Origin of the sequence: Flectobacillus sp. BAB-3569 (assembly GCF_002270355.1) — a bacterium.
GTDB classification, from domain to species: domain Bacteria; phylum Bacteroidota; class Bacteroidia; order Cytophagales; family Spirosomataceae; genus Flectobacillus; species Flectobacillus roseus.
Map to the genome: position 1 here is coordinate 40713 of NZ_NJFZ01000005.1, position 15742 is coordinate 56454.

Consider the following 15742-nt stretch of genomic DNA (forward strand, 5'->3'; position numbering starts at 1 on the left):
AGCAATTCTTAGTATCTTTTCACTTTCAAATCTTGCAATCCACCTTCAAAATTGATTAAGATTTTTTTGCTTGACTTGTCATAATTTGGAGATTCCCAATAGTCACCTCTCTTAGTGAACCCATCAAAGTTTTTCGAATTTAATCCGCCATCTACTTTGATTCGACAACCCACACTTTGTGGAACCTCAAACTCAATTGAAGTAAGTCCTGACTCTACGTTAACAATCATATTATCTGACAATTCACCCAATTTGATATCTGTTTTGGTTACCCCTGTTTTGATATCCAATTGTTTGATACGGTATGATGAAAAATCGAAATCTGCTTTTCCAGCACCGAATTCAAATTTCATGTTCCAAAGCACATTAGGGTTGAATTTCAAATCAACTTTATTATGACGGTCACTGTCAAAATTGATCCCTTCTTTTTTTCCAGAAAGTTTGAATTTTACGTTCGGGTTATCGCCATCTCCAGTTTTTCCTAAAGAGATTTTTCCAAAATCAAGATCGGCATCAGCTTCTACTAACTCAGAAGTCCCGCCGTCGATAATAAACTCTGCTGCTCCACCATTCAACTCAAAATTAGCAGTTTTGATAGATGAGCTCATTGGTTCGGTGATATGTTGCTTGCCACCAGCGCCAAAAGATTTTTCATCATCGTTATTATCATCTCTATTGTTATCCTCACTCTGGTCCTTATCGTCGTTGTTATCATTGTCATCATCAAATCTTAAATGGAAATTTTTATCTCCATCAAACACTTCTGACTTCACATCATCAACACAACTCTTGACCAATACCAATGGAATAAAAATAGCCATCATGATAATAGAAATTACGGTGGCTGAGCGGCTGGTTTTGCCCACGAAGGCCATCAAGCCCATGTAGATCAATAGCAATGGCCACATTCGAGCGATATCATGCCAGTGGATATGAAACCACCCATATTCTTTTCCGAGGAAGAGGATACCTAATATAATTAGAAAACCTCCTGCAAATATATTTTTAGAGTTCATGGCTTAAAGGTTTTGAATATTAGAATTGACCGTAATTATCATTATTGCCATTTGACTTTCTATCCTTGAAAATGATGTAACCACCTACACCAATAAGTACTAAAGGCCATAATTTATGCATATCAAAGCTTGGGATCCATTCATCTAAGAAGAAAACTAAGCCTAGGCCGATAAGTACGGCACCCCAAATTTTATTTGATTCTTTTTTCATATCAGGTTTATTAAAATTGAAAGCAGTGGCATCGTTTACAGTGGTGTCCCAAGTATTTTTAACTGGTAAGGCAATCCAAAGGATGATATACATCCAAAAGAAAAAGCCATGTGACAACACTGTTCCGAAGAAAAATATCAGTTGTATAATTACAGTTTCTATTCCGAATCTTTCTGAGAGTCCTGCACAAACACCCCCCAAAGTAGCTTTTGAAGGATTGCGATAAAGTCTTTCGTTCATGGTAGTAAGTATTAATTGTTACGAGGTTTGATGCTAGTTTCAAATCAAAGGTTACAGCCTAATTTAGTTAATTATTGGGATAATGTTGCTGTTTTGCCTTGTTTGATGTTCGAAAGTTATGTGGAGCTACAGAATTCTCAAGACGAAAATAAACGGACGGCAGTTTTTGACGGCTAAATGGAGTTTTTGGACGGGTAACAAAAAAAACTCCTAATCAAGTATGTCTTGATTAGGAGTTTTTCACATTGACTTATTTTGGCAATTTTGTTCTTGCCTCTTCTAATTTCTTCTGCTGATTGGCCAGTTCTTCTTGAATTTTGATTTGATCTTTTTTGTTTTGTTCTACTTCTGAAAGAAGCTTTTCAAGCGCTACACCATTTTCTTCTATTCTTTTCAAAAGGCGTTCCTTTTCTTTTTTGTTGTCTTCAATAGACTTTACCAGTCTATCTCCTGATTTAGCAAACTTCTTTTGCTTTTCAGTGACATCATCCAAGGCTTTTTGTTGAATTCTGACATTTTCTTGTTGAGTAATCAGATCAACAAAGTTGTTGAGAAACTTTTCAGCTTGTGGGTATTGAGAATGCCCACCATTGATATAAACTTGGTCTTCGAAACCAAAAGAAACAAATATTTTAGTACGCCCCTTATCATAAAATACTTTACTGACCACCATTAGTGGAAGACTCGATACACTAGGAATATTAGCCCCTGTTATGCGATATACGCCACTTCTGCCGTCCTCTACACGTCCGTATTTGGCCAATTCTTGTGCCCAAGATTCTTTTACATATTTTTCATCGACTGATACTGTTGTATATAAGCCTTCTTTATTGGCACGGTCAACTTCGAGAGTTCCAGTAAAAACCTGGCTAAAGCCAGATTTGCCAATGAACAATAGGATGGATAAGATGAGAAGTTTTTTCATGATTTCGAAAATTTTGATTGTGTCTTACCAACGAATTTAGCGCTTATTCGGTTTGATTTCAAGCAACTATTTGAGTATTTGGTAGCTATAAGACTTATATCTCTTTAAGAAGTCACCTTTTGACAAACTATCACGATTTTTTGCCCTTGGGCGTCGGTAGTGGCAAAAAGATAGGTATTCCCCCCTTCTTGAATTTTAAGTTTTTCTCTGATTTGTTTTACTGTTAAAGGAAAATTTCTGATGGTAATATTGGCTTGATTATTCGAAATAAATGGAGCAATGGCTTTTTTATCAAGTTTACAAACTGCTAGTACTTCAAAAGAGCGCCCGATAAAATCAGGCTGGAAAACAGCTGAGGTATATAAATGACTGTGCGGAGCAATTTTTTGTAGCCCATAGCGACTACAAGGAAGCTTAAAAGCACCTGCTTTTAATAACGCCACATTGGGTTCATACAAATAGCGAGCAGGCTGACCAATACTTGGAGCAGTTTGTGCTTCTTCTTCTTTGTAAAAACTCAAAGTCTGAGTATCCTGATTTTTATATAGCGCCACGCAAGTTATGACTGGTGCTTCGCTATGGTTTGATTTCAGGTGAAAAAGAACCTCCTTCACTTCATTATCTACCGAAATTACCCAAATTTGTTTGATACACTTCAATTCTCGAATAGACTGGTCGAGGTCGAGCATAGGAGATGCTTTAATCAGAATATTTTCAGAAAATTGAAAAAGCAAGTCTTGGTATTTCACTACATCGGGTTCGCAATCACTCAAGGCAAAAACCTTCCCTCCTGCTTCATCACGACGATGTGGGTCGAGATATATCCAAGAAAAATGTGTTTGAGCAACAGCCTGCGCATTGAGCCATTCAACTGAATTACCGCCCACAAAGGCTATATGTTTTAAGCCCAATTGTTCAAAATTATATGCCACTATCTCTTGAAGTTCCTGATTTTGCTCAAAATGAAAAGCTTTCTGAAAACCTTGTGCCAAATAAGCCGTATCCACTCCCATTCCACCCGTCAAATCGGCCAAACTTTCTCCCTGAATTAAACTTGCCTTGAATTGAGCCGTCACTTGCGAAGAACATTGCTCTACCGAAAGATTGGCAGGAAATATCAAGTTGGCATTGGCATACCAATCGGGTAATTTATGCTGAGCTTTTTGGCGAGCTTGAATTTGCTGAACCAACTTGGCTATCGGCAAATGCGGATAACGACGCGCCTGCAACATCAATTTGCTGGGTTCATCGTTGAGATGTTCTTGTATAAACTGGATTTCTTCTGGACTAAATAAAGGAGCGTTCATACCACAAAAGTACTAGAATAAATGCAAGGCAAAAAAAGCCCCACAGCTTAAACTGTAGGGCTTTGGACTATAACTCACTTAAACCTGAGTAATATGCTAAACTTGCTAGTGCTTTTTCGTATTTACTTCGCAAAGATTCAACCTTGACTTTCATGTCGATAAACTTACTTTCACGAGAGTTGATTAGGAAAAGTGTACTTTCGCCTATTTCAAACTTACGTTGTTCAGCTTTCAGTAAAAGTTCCTGATTGCTGGTCGCTTGTTGTTGAATAGAAAGCTGACGTTCAAGGTTTTTTACATCGTTGTAAGCTGCATAAATATCGTTCACAACCTCTCTTTTTGCTAAATTGTATTCAAAACCTGTCGACAATTGCTTGATACGAACTTGTTCGAGCTTACCTCTTTCTTTTCGTAAAAAAATAGGCATTACAAATTCAATACCCATTTTGTGATTATCAAAAGAGACTCCTCCTTCTGGACCGTAATTGCTATTGAGAGTTTTGGTAATAAGATTGAAATTGAAATTCAATTGTGGTTTCAACAATTCCTTTCTAAGCTTTTCCTCTAATCCCAACTGTTTGATTTTGACATCCAATTTTACAATTTCAGGATGTTGGACTTTCGCCTGAGTAATGAGGTTTTGTAAAGTGACCTCGTCAAGTTTTCGGGTCGGAATTTTTGGAGGAATAGCACCTTCAGGTAATTCTAATGGATTTTCGTTGGCATCCCACAAAAAATTAGAAAGTGCCAAACGGGTATTTTGCAATTCGACATAAGCTTGCTCCAATGCTACCTGACGGTCTTGCAAGGTAATCTTTGCCTCCACAGAGTCAATCGCAGCTTGTTCGCCAATGGCAGCACGTTCTTTAGTTGCTATATATCGAGTATTCGCCAAATTCAAACCTTCTTGAATAAACTGTAATTGTTGATAGCTAAACCACCATTCCCAATAGGCTTTCGATGCAGACAAAACTGTTTTATTAATCAATTTCAATCGCTCAGCTTCAGAAATTGTCTTAGCCAATTGTGCCTGTTTTAAGGTAGTACGACGTGCATCGATAATCATCCCTTGTCCAATAGGAACAGTGATGCCCGCTACCAGTAATTCGGGAGATTCTTCAGGTAAAAGTTTTTTACCTGTACGATTTTCATACCCTAATTTTAAATCTGTTCCTGTCCAAACAGGAACTTTTAAGGCATTTTCCCAACGATTATAATACTCGCTTCCACCCAAAGCTTTACGATCGAGCGTAGAGCTAAGTTTGGGGTCAAACTGACCTTTGGCTTGCATAATTTCGGTTTCGGCATCGCGTGGGTACAAATCCGCTTGCTTGACCATGGGGTGATTTTTGAGCACCAAACTTTTAAAATCCTCAAAACTAAAAGCTGTCTGAGCAGATACTCTGAAGCCTGCAAAGCTCCAGAGTATAAGAATAAAAAAGAAAGGTTTGACAAGAAAAGCACCCTGATGTGTGTTATTCTGCATCTTTATCATTTTTTATCTTCTTTTTTAGCTTGTTTGTCAGGTTGTTTTTCCTCTGGTTCACTCTTTAAGTTGGCAGGGAAAGCATTGAGCTGACGCCATACTTCATACCAAATAGGTACATTGTCGAGCATTACCCAGCCTACTACACCTGAGCCCATTCGCAATTGTTTTGGCCAAGGATCATCTCCTTTTTTCGGGATTACTAGCATACGATATTCTCCACCTTTACTATCTACTCGGTCGATAACTTTGACTGTACCTCCAAAAGTACCTACCGAAGTAGAAGGCCATCCAGAAAATACCAATGCTGGCCAACCTTCAAACTGCAAACGTACTTCACGACCTTCTTGGATAAGCGGCACGTCCATCGCTTTTACATATAGTTCTACAGCTGTATCTGGATTAGAAGGTTGAAGCGTACAGATAGACTCCCCTTCTTTGATGGTTTCGCCAATACCTGCTTTCAAGGCTTTTACCACAAATCCATCTTGTGGTGCTCTAACAACATATTGTCCAAGGCGATAATCAACATTGGAGATTTTATTTTGTAGCTGTGACAACTCATATTCCCCAGTAGCAACCGACGATAGAGCTGAGCTTCTATCAGATTCTGCCTTTGAGATTTTTTCCGCATATTCTGCATTTACAGAGTTGAGTTCGATACGAGCATTGATAAGCTCTTGACGAGAAACCAACAATTTATTTTGTATCGAAACATATTTTGCTTTTGTCTCCTGCAATTTTAGTTTACGCGATTCTAGTTCGCTCAATGACACAATACCTCCATTTTTGTATTGGTCTTCGCCACGATCATAACGCACCTGTGCGATATTAACTTGCACTTGTTCTGCCAACATATCGGTACTATCCGACACTACTTTGGCTTGGTTTTGCTTTACCTTGTTTTTAGCTTTTTGCAAACTAAACTGCTGGTTTTGTTGCAAAGCCACAATTTGCGACTCAAGGGCTCTTACTTTGACATGATAGCTTTCAATAGCAGATCTTTTGGCAGCAAGTTGCTCTTGTAATCTTCCAGAAAGATTTTTATCAAAATAATCATCCTTAATTTCGGATACCACTAAAATGGTATCCCCTTTCTCTACATAGTCACCTTCTTTCACGAGCCATTTCTCGATTCGACCTGCAATGATATTTTGAATATTTTGAGGTCGATCTTTGGGCGTAAGTGCTGTAATCTCGCCTTTACCATTAATATTTTGCTGCCAAGGCAAAAATATAATAAGCAACAAAACAACCCCAATCCCAATAAGCCATCTTTTTAGGACGACTGCTGACCGTGGCGTATGCAAAGTGTTGAGAGAGTATAAATCAAACTCCTCATGAACACGGTCGTGAACTTTTTGTTTTGATATATTTAACATGAGTTAATTCTTAAAATTACGTTTGAAATAATTGTTTTGGCTCAATACCTTTTTTTCAACAACTAATCCACCAATGACATAAACTTATCGTTTTTGATAAGCTCCTCAAATGGGCCGTCCAATACAATTTCGCCTTCATTCATTACTAAAACTCGATCACAAGTTGCCATCACCATTGGGTCATTCGAGATGGTGAGTAAGGTCCAAGGATTTTGTTTATCGGTCAAAAATGAGATACATTTCATTCGCTCGGCCTTGTGTAGCTCACGATAGATATCGGTAATCATCAGCAATTTTGGCTTTTCAACTACACATCTAGCCACTGATACTTTGGCGATAAAGCTTTCTGAAAAACGCTTGCCTCCAGCAATCATTTGGGTACTAAGTCCATCAGGTAGCTCAGCTATAACATCTTGCATATTGAGACTTCGGAGCGCCCACTGCAAATCTTCGAAAGTGATATTTTTGCGTCCCATTACTATGTTGTCGATTAATGAACCGTCAAAAATCAAGTCCACAGCAAGGTTGCGCTCAATTGCATCACGAACGGCATTTAAGTCCAAATCACGAATCGAAATACCATTGTAAGAAACAGAGCCTTCGTACTCAGTAAAAATCGCAGATAAGATTTTAAGCAAAGTTTCTTTACCTGATCCATTGGTACCAGTAATACAAATACTTTCGTTTGGACGCACATCCAAATTCAAGTTTCTCAATACCTTTTTATTTCCATCTGGATATTTATAACTCAAGTTTTGCAACTTGATGGCCATTCCTTCGGAATGCTGGTTAAATCGTAGTTTAAGCCCGTTTGACGCTCTAAAGGAAGATCAGTAACAGTTCCCATTTTTTCAACGGCTGTCAACAAATCAAAAACTGTTTCGATACTACCAATCAATTTTTCGACAGAGTTTACCACCAATACGATGATAATTTCAGAAGCAACAAACTGCCCAAGCGTAATTTGTCGGTCGATAACTAAGGCAGTACCCAACACTAGGAGTAAACCCGTAATAAATGCTTTGAAGAATACTGCATTTCCAAAAAGGATTAGCAATACGTTAAAATGTTTTTTACGATACTTAAGATAATTATTTACCAAATGGTCCATGCGTTGCATAGGCAAATTGGTGGATCCAGCAGATTTGAAGGCATACAAAGTACGAGCAATATCTTCAAGCCATTGCGCTACTTTATACTTATACTTTGATTCAATTAAACTGGTCTCAAGTCCTTTGGGTGCATTATAATAGACTACTAACGATACAACAACGACCGTAATAGCCCCAAATGCAATGAAGTAAGGGTGATAAAGCGATAGCAATATAATACCAAACACAATTTGGATTACGGCTGCTGTTACGTCGATAAGTACTTTGGGAAGTGCTTTTTGAACATTGAGAATGTCAAAAAAACGATTCATTAACTCTGGTGCGTAGACCCCTAATAAAGATTCAGATTTGACTCTAGGGATACGATAGGTAAATTCGAAGGCAGCTTTGGCAAAAACTCTTCTTTGAAGAATTTCGACAAGCGTTTGTTGGTAAATTTGTAGGATACCCGAAAAGACAATTCCAAGTATTACGACACCGACTAAGACATAAACAGAACTAAAGAATAGACCTCCTGAGACAAGCCCAATGATAGCCTGAATGCCTAGTGGCAAGGTTAAGCTAATGATACCCACTACAATGGCATAGATATAGATAGTGGTGATATCTTTTTTCTCCTTACGAAGCATATTAAACAGCCTCTGTACAGGAGATAACTGCTCGAAGGCATTATCCTCTGCAATATTTTCGAGGGGAAAGACTTTCAAAAATCTCACCTTCCCGTTATTAGACTTGTCAGGAGAATTTGAAACGACTGCTGGTCTAAAAGATGAAGACGACGAAATCGATTCTGTTTCATTTTCTAAAATACGCCAAAAGAATGACTCATCATCTTTGAGTTTTCTAGCTGCTAAAATTGGTCTAATCTCTCCTTGAGAATCATCAAAAAATATAATTGGATGAGAGCTTTGCTCGATTAGAACGTGGAACTCTTTGGCATTAGCGTAGTTTTCGACTACTAAAAACTGTTGTTTTCTGGCCTCTTGGATAAGGTCATTCACAAAGTCGTTGATACTATCCTTAGCGTAAGTTTTAGTCGGCGATAGTGATGACTGGTATGTGAAATTGTTAAATTCAGTGCCGTAAAACTCGGTCAGTTTCTTAACGATAAGGCTTAACTGAGTGCTTTGCATGTGGTTGTTGGTTTTTTAAAGGTTAATTGTTCACTAACAACGAATTATTAGCTTGTTCGAACAGTTTGGAAAGAATCTAAATAAAGTCGAACGCACAAAATTACTTATTATTTTACTTGCAATTGGGAGACCGACATTAATCTTATATTAGAATTTATTCTTCGCATGAGCTTTATCATTGAGGGTTATTGAAGAGGTGCATAAATTTGCTTTGCCTTTTATTATTTAGTAATTTAGTCCTAGATTAAGAGTAATGGTATTATTTCATGAAAAAATAAGTTTTTTCACTTAAATTTTCTTTAACTAAATATCACCTTTTTTTCAGATAAACAAAACTAAAAGAGGGTAATTTTCCGTTTATTAAATTTTGGAGATAAGCTCCATATCAACCATTGAGGCAAAGCCTTGCTTTGCAAGTCCTTATGTTTAAAGAATTCATTCGGCCACTGATATTACTATTATCTATATGCTGCCAAGTTTATACTGTCAATGCCTTTCAAATCAATACGACTGATTCCTCATCATTTACTCGTCAAGCTGTAGAAAAAGCTATTTTGAATGCTAGCAAGCATGACCAAAAACAAGCCAATTTTTCTGCTGAGGTTTTTATTCAAAATACAGGGAAATGGAATCATATCCCAAGTATTTGGAAAGGTCCTCTCAAAAAAGAGGGAATAGAAGACCATTTAGCGTATCAATCAGAATCTTATGGAAAGTTTCGTGTAGACACTGCCTATAATTATGTATTTGATTTTAAAGCTACTCGTAACAATTATCATGCAGAAGCTCGTGCTGACAAGTTTGTAAACCCTAATTTCTATAAAGCTGAGGTGGGGCCAAAAGCTATTTCTCCACTCTCTCCTAAGGCTTTTCACTTTTATGATTTTAAGTGGATAGGTAATGCATTTCTTGCTGGAAAAGAAGCAGATTGGTTTGAAATTATCCCCAAACGTAATAATGACGAAAAAGTTTTTTCTGGAAAAATTGCGTTGTCTAAAGACGAAGGATGGATTGTCGGATTAGATGTTTCAGTAAATCATTATGCGATTCAATATCACTTTGAAATAGATTTTGAATCTATTCAATCAGTAGTTCTTCCTCTAAAATATCAAATATCTACCACTGGTAAACTCATGGGATTTCAGGGCGAATACCAGTATGTAGCACATGTTTGGAATTATCAGCTAGGAAACATCGAGCCTATCAAGAGACCTGCTGAACATCAATTTCGTGAAGTTTATAATATTCAAGAGCGTAACTTCGAAGTACAGCAGTTTAAGCAAGTAATAGGTACGCTTGGTGCTAATCTCGAAAATACGTGGAGCGACGCTAATATTGGGTCGGGCTTGAAAAGATATGATAAAATAAACTTGGAGATTTTGCCCGAATCACAATCACAAGAATGGTGGGACAATCTAAAAAAAGCGTATCAAACAAAAAACTACCTCCCACAACTTTCTATTTCGGCGATTTCCAAATCAACATTGCCTCCGCAACCTGACGAGTATGCTACCTATCGTCAAGCCAACCTCAAGTTTGGTGTCGGAAGTATTTTATTTAGTCGCTCGTATTTTTGGGGAGATAATACAAGAGGTTTTTACCCACACGAAATTTACTATAAATCTCCCGTTTTAGACTTTAACTTCAACACTGTTGAAGGATTCGTTCAAAATACGGGCGCTTTGTATCGTTTTAGAAAAGCTCGTTATGATTGGTTTGAAATAGACCCAACTTGGCGATATTCTTACAACTTAAATAAGTCATCAGGAACTCTTAAGCTTCGTTGGAAAACCCAACAAGACGACATCAGTATTACTGGTGGGAAGTTTGTATCGCAATACAATGTGGATACACCGATTGCCTTTGATCTTAACTCATTATCGACATTATTATTAAAGAAAAATTACGTAAAAATTTACGAGAAAGAGTTTATCAATTTTAGTTTAGTTGAAAGACTTTCAAATGCCTTTGCCATTCGTGGTTCGGCGGAATGGGCAAGAAGATTTCCTTTGGAAAACACAACCAATTATTACTGGATTAACTTCCAGAATACGCCGTATTTGCCTAACAACCCAGAAAATAAAGAAATTGGCAATACCGAATTTAAAACCAATACAGCTTTTTCGGTCAGTTTTCAGGTAAACTATCGCCCTACGCTCAAAAAGCAATACCGCAACAATATCAGAATGGTCGATTTGTCTTCGTCGCCATTAATTATGTTCAAGTATCGTGGTGCCTTCAGCGAGGTTCTTAATACAGACATTGACTTTCATACCGTTGAATTGGGGATTACTCATAACTTTCCAATATCGCTCAATACCAACTTTAATTACATAGCACAAGTTGGTACATTTTTCGATGTAAAGAATATGACTTTTGCCGACTACAAGCATTTTAATGGCAATAACAATATGATTTCGATTGGAAATATGCTTACCACACACAGATTAGTAGGTTTTTATGATAACTATATTTGGGGGGCAAGTAAGAAATTCATTGATCCATATTTGTATTCCACAAATGGCACTTACATCGATATTATGACCATGGTTGGAATGAGAAAATTTCTAATTTCAAGACTAAATATTGCACGAAAATTGGCACTACGTGAAGAGTTCTTTGCTAACTATATGTATACAGCCAACAAGAATTTTCACTATGCAGAATTTGGCTATGGTATCGATGGTATTGCTCGTATTTTCCGTTTAGAATTTGGCTACCGACTTGAAAATGGTACTTTCACAAAGGATACCCCAACCTCAAGAATTACCCCTATCATTCGTATTTCTCTCAACTCAAGAGTACGTGGAGGTGTAACACCTGACTGGTAATATGGCATTATTGATTTTGATAAATTGTAGAGACGTAAGGAATTGCGTCTCTTTTTTTATCTTTATATTGTAACAAATCTCCAATCAAACATCCGCAAGCTGAAATCCTTTGTGTTTCATCTAAAAAATTTGAACAAAATAAGGACAAATTGTATTTTTATAAATGTTAAAGATAAAGTCAGACGACTTTCGTCTTGCTTTTACAAACACTATCCTTCTAGATACTAATCAACTCCTAAACTTTCGCACATCATGGCAAAGTACAATCTTTCTGTAAATGGCAAAAAATATACTGTAGATGCTGATCCTGACACTCCACTTTTGTGGGTGATTCGTGACTACGTGGGTTTGAAAGGCACTAAATTTGGCTGTGGAATGGCACTTTGTGGTGCATGTACCGTTCATTTGGACGGACAGCCAATCCGTTCATGCTCAACGCCAGTTTCTACAGTAAAGGCAACCAATAAAATCACTACTATTGAGGGAATTTCTAACAACACTGATCATGCTGTACAAAAAGCATGGATTGAAGCTCAAGTACCTCAGTGTGGTTATTGCCAATCAGGACAAATTATGTCTGCTGTGGCACTTTTGAAAACAAATCCAAATCCTAGTGATTCGGATATCGATGAGGCTATGTCTGGTAATATTTGCCGCTGCGGAACTTATCCACGTATTCGCAAAGCGATTCACCGTGCGGCAGAATTAATGAAAGATTCAGGTAATACAACTGGTAGATAAGAATATTGTACTTAGGCAAAATCAGCTTTAGGCTCTCAGCTCTAGGGATTAGGCATTTAAAATAACACAGAAATATATTGCCGACTGCCCATAGCTGAATACCAAAAGCCTAACAGTTTATTTTGCCCACTCACTTACTAAAACCATTGTTTACCTTCAACTCTCAAACTATCATGACAAAATCATTAGAATCTTCAAGTCGTAGAGACTTTTTGAAATCTACGGGAAAAGTTGGGGCTTTGTTGGCTATCGGCTTTTCGTTGCCTTGGCAACAAGGACAAGCTGCAACCATTACCAAAATTGACACAACGAGTTCATTAGCAGGACTAGAACTCAATCCTTATATCTTGATCAGTGACGATGGGCAAATAACCTTATTTAACGCTCGTCCAGACATGGGGCAAGGCACTTATCAATCTTTACCGCTATTACTGGCTGAGGAACTGGAGGTAGATTTATCTCAAGTTCAAATCCGTAATACCGACGGTCAAGGTAAGTATGGTGCACAGTTATCTGGTGGTTCGTCTTCTATTCGCACACGCTGGCAACCTATGCGTAAAGCTGGTGCAGCGGTAAAAGAAATGTTGATTACAGCTGCTTCCAAAAAATGGAATGTTCCTACTTCGGATTGTTACGCTCAACTTGGTAAAGTATATCACAAGCCTTCTGGCAAGTCTTATACTTATGGAGAATTAGTGGAAGAGGCTTCAAAATTAGAAGTGCCTAAAAACCCTAAACTCAAAGACCCGAAAGACTTCAGACTTTTAGGAAAATCAGTTCCAAGACCAGAGATTCCTTCTAAAATTAATGGTAGTGCAGTTTTTGGCATCGATGCCGAAGTGCCAGGCATGTTGTATGCGAGTATCCAGCGCTCTCCAACTATTTTAGGTAAAGTAAAGAGTATTGATAGTGCAGAAGCGCTGAAGGTAAAAGGTGTGAAAAAGGTCGTAAAAACCGAACGCAAAATGCCTCACCGTGCCGTAGAAGCTGTTGCAGTCGTTGCTGATACTTATTGGGCTGCCTTGAAAGCAAGAAAAGCGCTTAAAATACAATGGGATGCTGAGGGTTCAGACAAAATTTCGACGGATGCTTATTATGCCAATCTTCGCCAGTTAGCCAAACAAGAAGGAATAGACTATCCAGAAAAAGCAGGTGATTTTAAAGGTGCATTCCAAAAAGCGAGTAAAAAACTTGAAGCTTCTTATGAAACACCTTTCTTGGCGCATGCTCCTCTTGAGCCAGAGAATGCAACTGTATGGGTGCAAGGCGACAAAGTAGAAGTATGGGCTCCTATTCAAGGTCCTGATGGCTTGATTCAACAGTTGTCGGCATACCTAAAAATTAAGCCTGAGAATGTAAAAGTAAACGTACCATTTATGGGCGGTGCTTTTGGTAGAAAAGCCTATTTCGATTATGTGATGGAAGCAGCACATATTTCTAAACAGCTTAATGCTCCTATTAAGGTAATCTGGACACGCGAAGACGATATGACGCAAGGACCGTTCCGTCCGGGTATGCTTGACAGATTGGAGGGTGCGATTGATGAGAAAGGTGCTTTAGTGGCTCACCATCACCAAATTGTGGGTTCTTCGATTCAGCATCAAGTATTTGGGGTACCACTCAAAGACAAAGCTGATGATTGGGCACATGAAACAGCTAATTTTGAAGATAGTCCTTATGATATTGCTAACAGAAAACTATCTTTCAATCTAGCAGAAACCGATATTCCTATTCTTTGGTGGCGTTCGGTATATTCATCTACTACAGCATTTGGTCAAGAGTGTTTTATGGATGAATTAGCACATGCTGCGCAGATTGACCCACTGGCTTTTAGATTAGAAATGTTAGCTGACTCGCCACGCTTTTCAAGAGTTTTACAGACTTTAGCTAAGAAATCGAACTATCATCAAAAATTACCTAATAATCAGGCCATCGGTATTGCAGTGGCTCGTTCGTTTGGTACTATCGCAGCGCATGCGATTACGGTTTCGAAACAAGGCAAAGGGGTGAAAATTGAAAAAGTTGTGTCAGTTATTGACTGCGGTATGACGGTAAACCCTGATAATATCAAGGCACAAACTGAAGGAAATATCGTGATGGGATTGACGGCAGCTATCAAAAATGGTATCACCATTAAAGATGGTATCACCGAACAAACCAATTTCCACGAATATAACGTAATGCGCATCAATGAGATGCCAGCTACAGAAATTCACATTATTGATTCTACCGAAGAACCAGGAGGAGTTGGCGAGCCAGGCTTACCACCTATTGCTCCTGCACTTTGTAATGCCATATTCAACTTGACTGGTAAACGACTTCGAAATTTACCAATCAATTTGGACGAAATAGGTTAAAACTAAAAGAGGTTACCCCAAAAGGTAGCCTCTTTTTTTATTTCACCATCCCTCCTCTTAAATATATTCTATCCAGACTATTCGAAAATTACCATTTGTTATCGATAAACTAAAGGAGTTTTACTAATTTGCGTAAATACGACTACTTTCAAAAACCTTGTATCATCCCGCTTGTGAAGATACAAGGTTTTTTAAACCATTATATTTTCATGAAATATTGGATTTTAACCTTATCGCTTCTATTAAGTAGCATCCTATTAGTTGACGCACGCCCTCGTCGCAAAAAACATCATTCAAAACGTAGTAAGCACCGTGTAAGCCGTGTAGTTCGTCGCTCAAGTGGAGGAGGAAATTACAAATCGGTGTGGATTGCACCACATCAGGTCGATTGTAATGGTGTGGCTCCTTTAAAATGTTTTCAGGTAAAATATGCTCCTCAAGAAGAATGGCAAACGTACTCAGGCGCAATTGACCGTTTTAAATTTGTTGAAGGATTTGAATATCAAATTAAGGTAAAAGAAACAAAGCTTAAAAACCCTCCTGCCGATGCGCCAGACACCAAATGGACATTAGTAAGAGTAGTTTCTAAGCAAGAACCCGAATTGCCCAAACTTCCATTAGCATCACAATGGATTTTATCTGCTTACTACACAGGTAGTGCCTGGGAGCCTACCAATTCGAAGTCAGCTTATTTGACAATTGCGAGAGACTTAAAAGGATTTTCAGGAACTGGAGGATGTAACAGATTAAGAGGAGACTTAGAAAGCAATGGCACAAACGTTACCTTCAGCCAAATCATAAGCACTAAAATGGCTTGCGATAAATTACAGGCTGAAACTCGTTTTATTGAAGCACTTGGCAAAGCTAATCGCTTTGATATCGTCGGTGGAGAACTAACACTTTTTAATGGACAAACACCATTAATGAAATTAGAAAGCTATCGCTAATTTTTATCCTACTGATAACAAAAAAAGGCAAAGTCCGTGGACTTTGCCTTTTTT

Annotated in this window: 12 protein-coding genes; 4 read left to right on the forward strand and 8 right to left on the reverse strand. The window is 38.0% G+C overall.

Annotated elements, in window-relative coordinates:
* Window positions 1-8: 8 nt before the first annotated feature.
* From BWI92_RS03975 to BWI92_RS04010, 8 genes are all read right to left on the reverse strand, one after another.
* The gene (locus BWI92_RS03975) at window positions 9-1016 is read right to left on the reverse strand and encodes a LiaI-LiaF-like domain-containing protein (protein ID WP_095160839.1); all 1008 of its coding nucleotides are present in this window, start codon (window positions 1014-1016) and stop codon (window positions 9-11) included.
* 19 nt (window positions 1017-1035) lie between these two features.
* Window positions 1036-1467 carry a PspC domain-containing protein gene (locus BWI92_RS03980; RefSeq protein WP_095160840.1) on the reverse strand — a complete coding sequence of 144 codons (432 nt, stop codon included), beginning with the start codon at window positions 1465-1467 and terminating at the stop codon, window positions 1036-1038.
* Window positions 1468-1717: 250 nt separating this feature from the next.
* Entirely contained in the window at window positions 1718-2392 is a 675-nt protein-coding gene (locus tag BWI92_RS03985; RefSeq protein ID WP_095160841.1) for a hypothetical protein, read from the reverse strand.
* Between the two features lie 104 nt (window positions 2393-2496).
* Window positions 2497-3699 carry a THUMP-like domain-containing protein gene (locus BWI92_RS03990; protein ID WP_095160842.1) on the reverse strand — a complete coding sequence of 401 codons (1203 nt, stop codon included), beginning with the start codon at window positions 3697-3699 and terminating at the stop codon, window positions 2497-2499.
* Between the two features lie 67 nt (window positions 3700-3766).
* A complete protein-coding gene (locus BWI92_RS03995) occupies window positions 3767-5185 on the reverse strand; it encodes a TolC family protein (RefSeq protein ID WP_176464347.1) in 1419 nt (472 codons plus the stop codon).
* Window positions 5186-5190: 5 nt separating this feature from the next.
* On the reverse strand, window positions 5191-6567 hold the full coding sequence (locus BWI92_RS04000) for an HlyD family secretion protein (protein WP_095160844.1): 1377 nt from the start codon (window positions 6565-6567) through the stop codon (window positions 5191-5193).
* A 62-nt stretch (window positions 6568-6629) separates the two neighbouring features.
* Window positions 6630-7340: an ATP-binding cassette domain-containing protein gene (locus BWI92_RS04005; protein ID WP_095160845.1), complete on the reverse strand. Its 711-nt coding sequence runs from the start codon at window positions 7338-7340 to the stop codon at window positions 6630-6632.
* Window positions 7316-8812: an ABC transporter transmembrane domain-containing protein gene (locus BWI92_RS04010; RefSeq protein ID WP_310588855.1), complete on the reverse strand. Its 1497-nt coding sequence runs from the start codon at window positions 8810-8812 to the stop codon at window positions 7316-7318. The genes BWI92_RS04005 and BWI92_RS04010 overlap by 25 nt, the downstream gene beginning before the upstream one ends.
* A gap of 422 nt (window positions 8813-9234) precedes the next feature.
* Here BWI92_RS04010 and BWI92_RS04015 point away from each other — a divergent pair, with 422 nt between their 5' ends.
* The 4 genes from BWI92_RS04015 to BWI92_RS04030 all read left to right on the forward strand — a co-directional run bounded on the left by BWI92_RS04015 (window position 9235) and on the right by BWI92_RS04030 (window position 15688).
* On the forward strand, window positions 9235-11643 hold the full coding sequence (locus BWI92_RS04015; protein ID WP_095160846.1) for a DUF5686 family protein: 2409 nt from the start codon (window positions 9235-9237) through the stop codon (window positions 11641-11643).
* 252 nt (window positions 11644-11895) lie between these two features.
* Window positions 11896-12384 carry a (2Fe-2S)-binding protein gene (locus tag BWI92_RS04020; protein ID WP_095160847.1) on the forward strand — a complete coding sequence of 163 codons (489 nt, stop codon included), beginning with the start codon at window positions 11896-11898 and terminating at the stop codon, window positions 12382-12384.
* Window positions 12385-12557: 173 nt separating this feature from the next.
* Entirely contained in the window at window positions 12558-14741 is a 2184-nt protein-coding gene (locus BWI92_RS04025) for a molybdopterin cofactor-binding domain-containing protein (protein ID WP_095160848.1), read from the forward strand.
* Between the two features lie 209 nt (window positions 14742-14950).
* A complete protein-coding gene (locus BWI92_RS04030) occupies window positions 14951-15688 on the forward strand; it encodes a DUF4377 domain-containing protein (RefSeq protein WP_095160849.1) in 738 nt (245 codons plus the stop codon).
* Window positions 15689-15742 lie beyond the last annotated feature (54 nt).

What these genes read in the sequence shown, in the direction of transcription:
- BWI92_RS04015 (WP_095160846.1), top strand. Translation starts at nt 9,235, where the DNA reads ATGTTTAAAGAATTCATTCGGCCACTGATATTACTATTATCTATATGC.
- BWI92_RS03995 (WP_176464347.1), bottom strand. Translation starts at nt 5,185, where the DNA reads ATGCAGAATAACACACATCAGGGTGCTTTTCTTGTCAAACCTTTCTTT.
- BWI92_RS04020 (WP_095160847.1), top strand. Translation starts at nt 11,896, where the DNA reads ATGGCAAAGTACAATCTTTCTGTAAATGGCAAAAAATATACTGTAGAT.
- BWI92_RS03975 (WP_095160839.1), bottom strand. Translation starts at nt 1,016, where the DNA reads ATGAACTCTAAAAATATATTTGCAGGAGGTTTTCTAATTATATTAGGT.
- BWI92_RS03990 (WP_095160842.1), bottom strand. Translation starts at nt 3,699, where the DNA reads ATGAACGCTCCTTTATTTAGTCCAGAAGAAATCCAGTTTATACAAGAA.
- BWI92_RS04005 (WP_095160845.1), bottom strand. Translation starts at nt 7,340, where the DNA reads ATGGCCATCAAGTTGCAAAACTTGAGTTATAAATATCCAGATGGAAAT.
- BWI92_RS04030 (WP_095160849.1), top strand. Translation starts at nt 14,951, where the DNA reads ATGAAATATTGGATTTTAACCTTATCGCTTCTATTAAGTAGCATCCTA.
- BWI92_RS04010 (WP_310588855.1), bottom strand. Translation starts at nt 8,812, where the DNA reads ATGCAAAGCACTCAGTTAAGCCTTATCGTTAAGAAACTGACCGAGTTT.
- BWI92_RS04000 (WP_095160844.1), bottom strand. Translation starts at nt 6,567, where the DNA reads ATGTTAAATATATCAAAACAAAAAGTTCACGACCGTGTTCATGAGGAG.
- BWI92_RS03985 (WP_095160841.1), bottom strand. Translation starts at nt 2,392, where the DNA reads ATGAAAAAACTTCTCATCTTATCCATCCTATTGTTCATTGGCAAATCT.
- BWI92_RS03980 (WP_095160840.1), bottom strand. Translation starts at nt 1,467, where the DNA reads ATGAACGAAAGACTTTATCGCAATCCTTCAAAAGCTACTTTGGGGGGT.
- BWI92_RS04025 (WP_095160848.1), top strand. Translation starts at nt 12,558, where the DNA reads ATGACAAAATCATTAGAATCTTCAAGTCGTAGAGACTTTTTGAAATCT.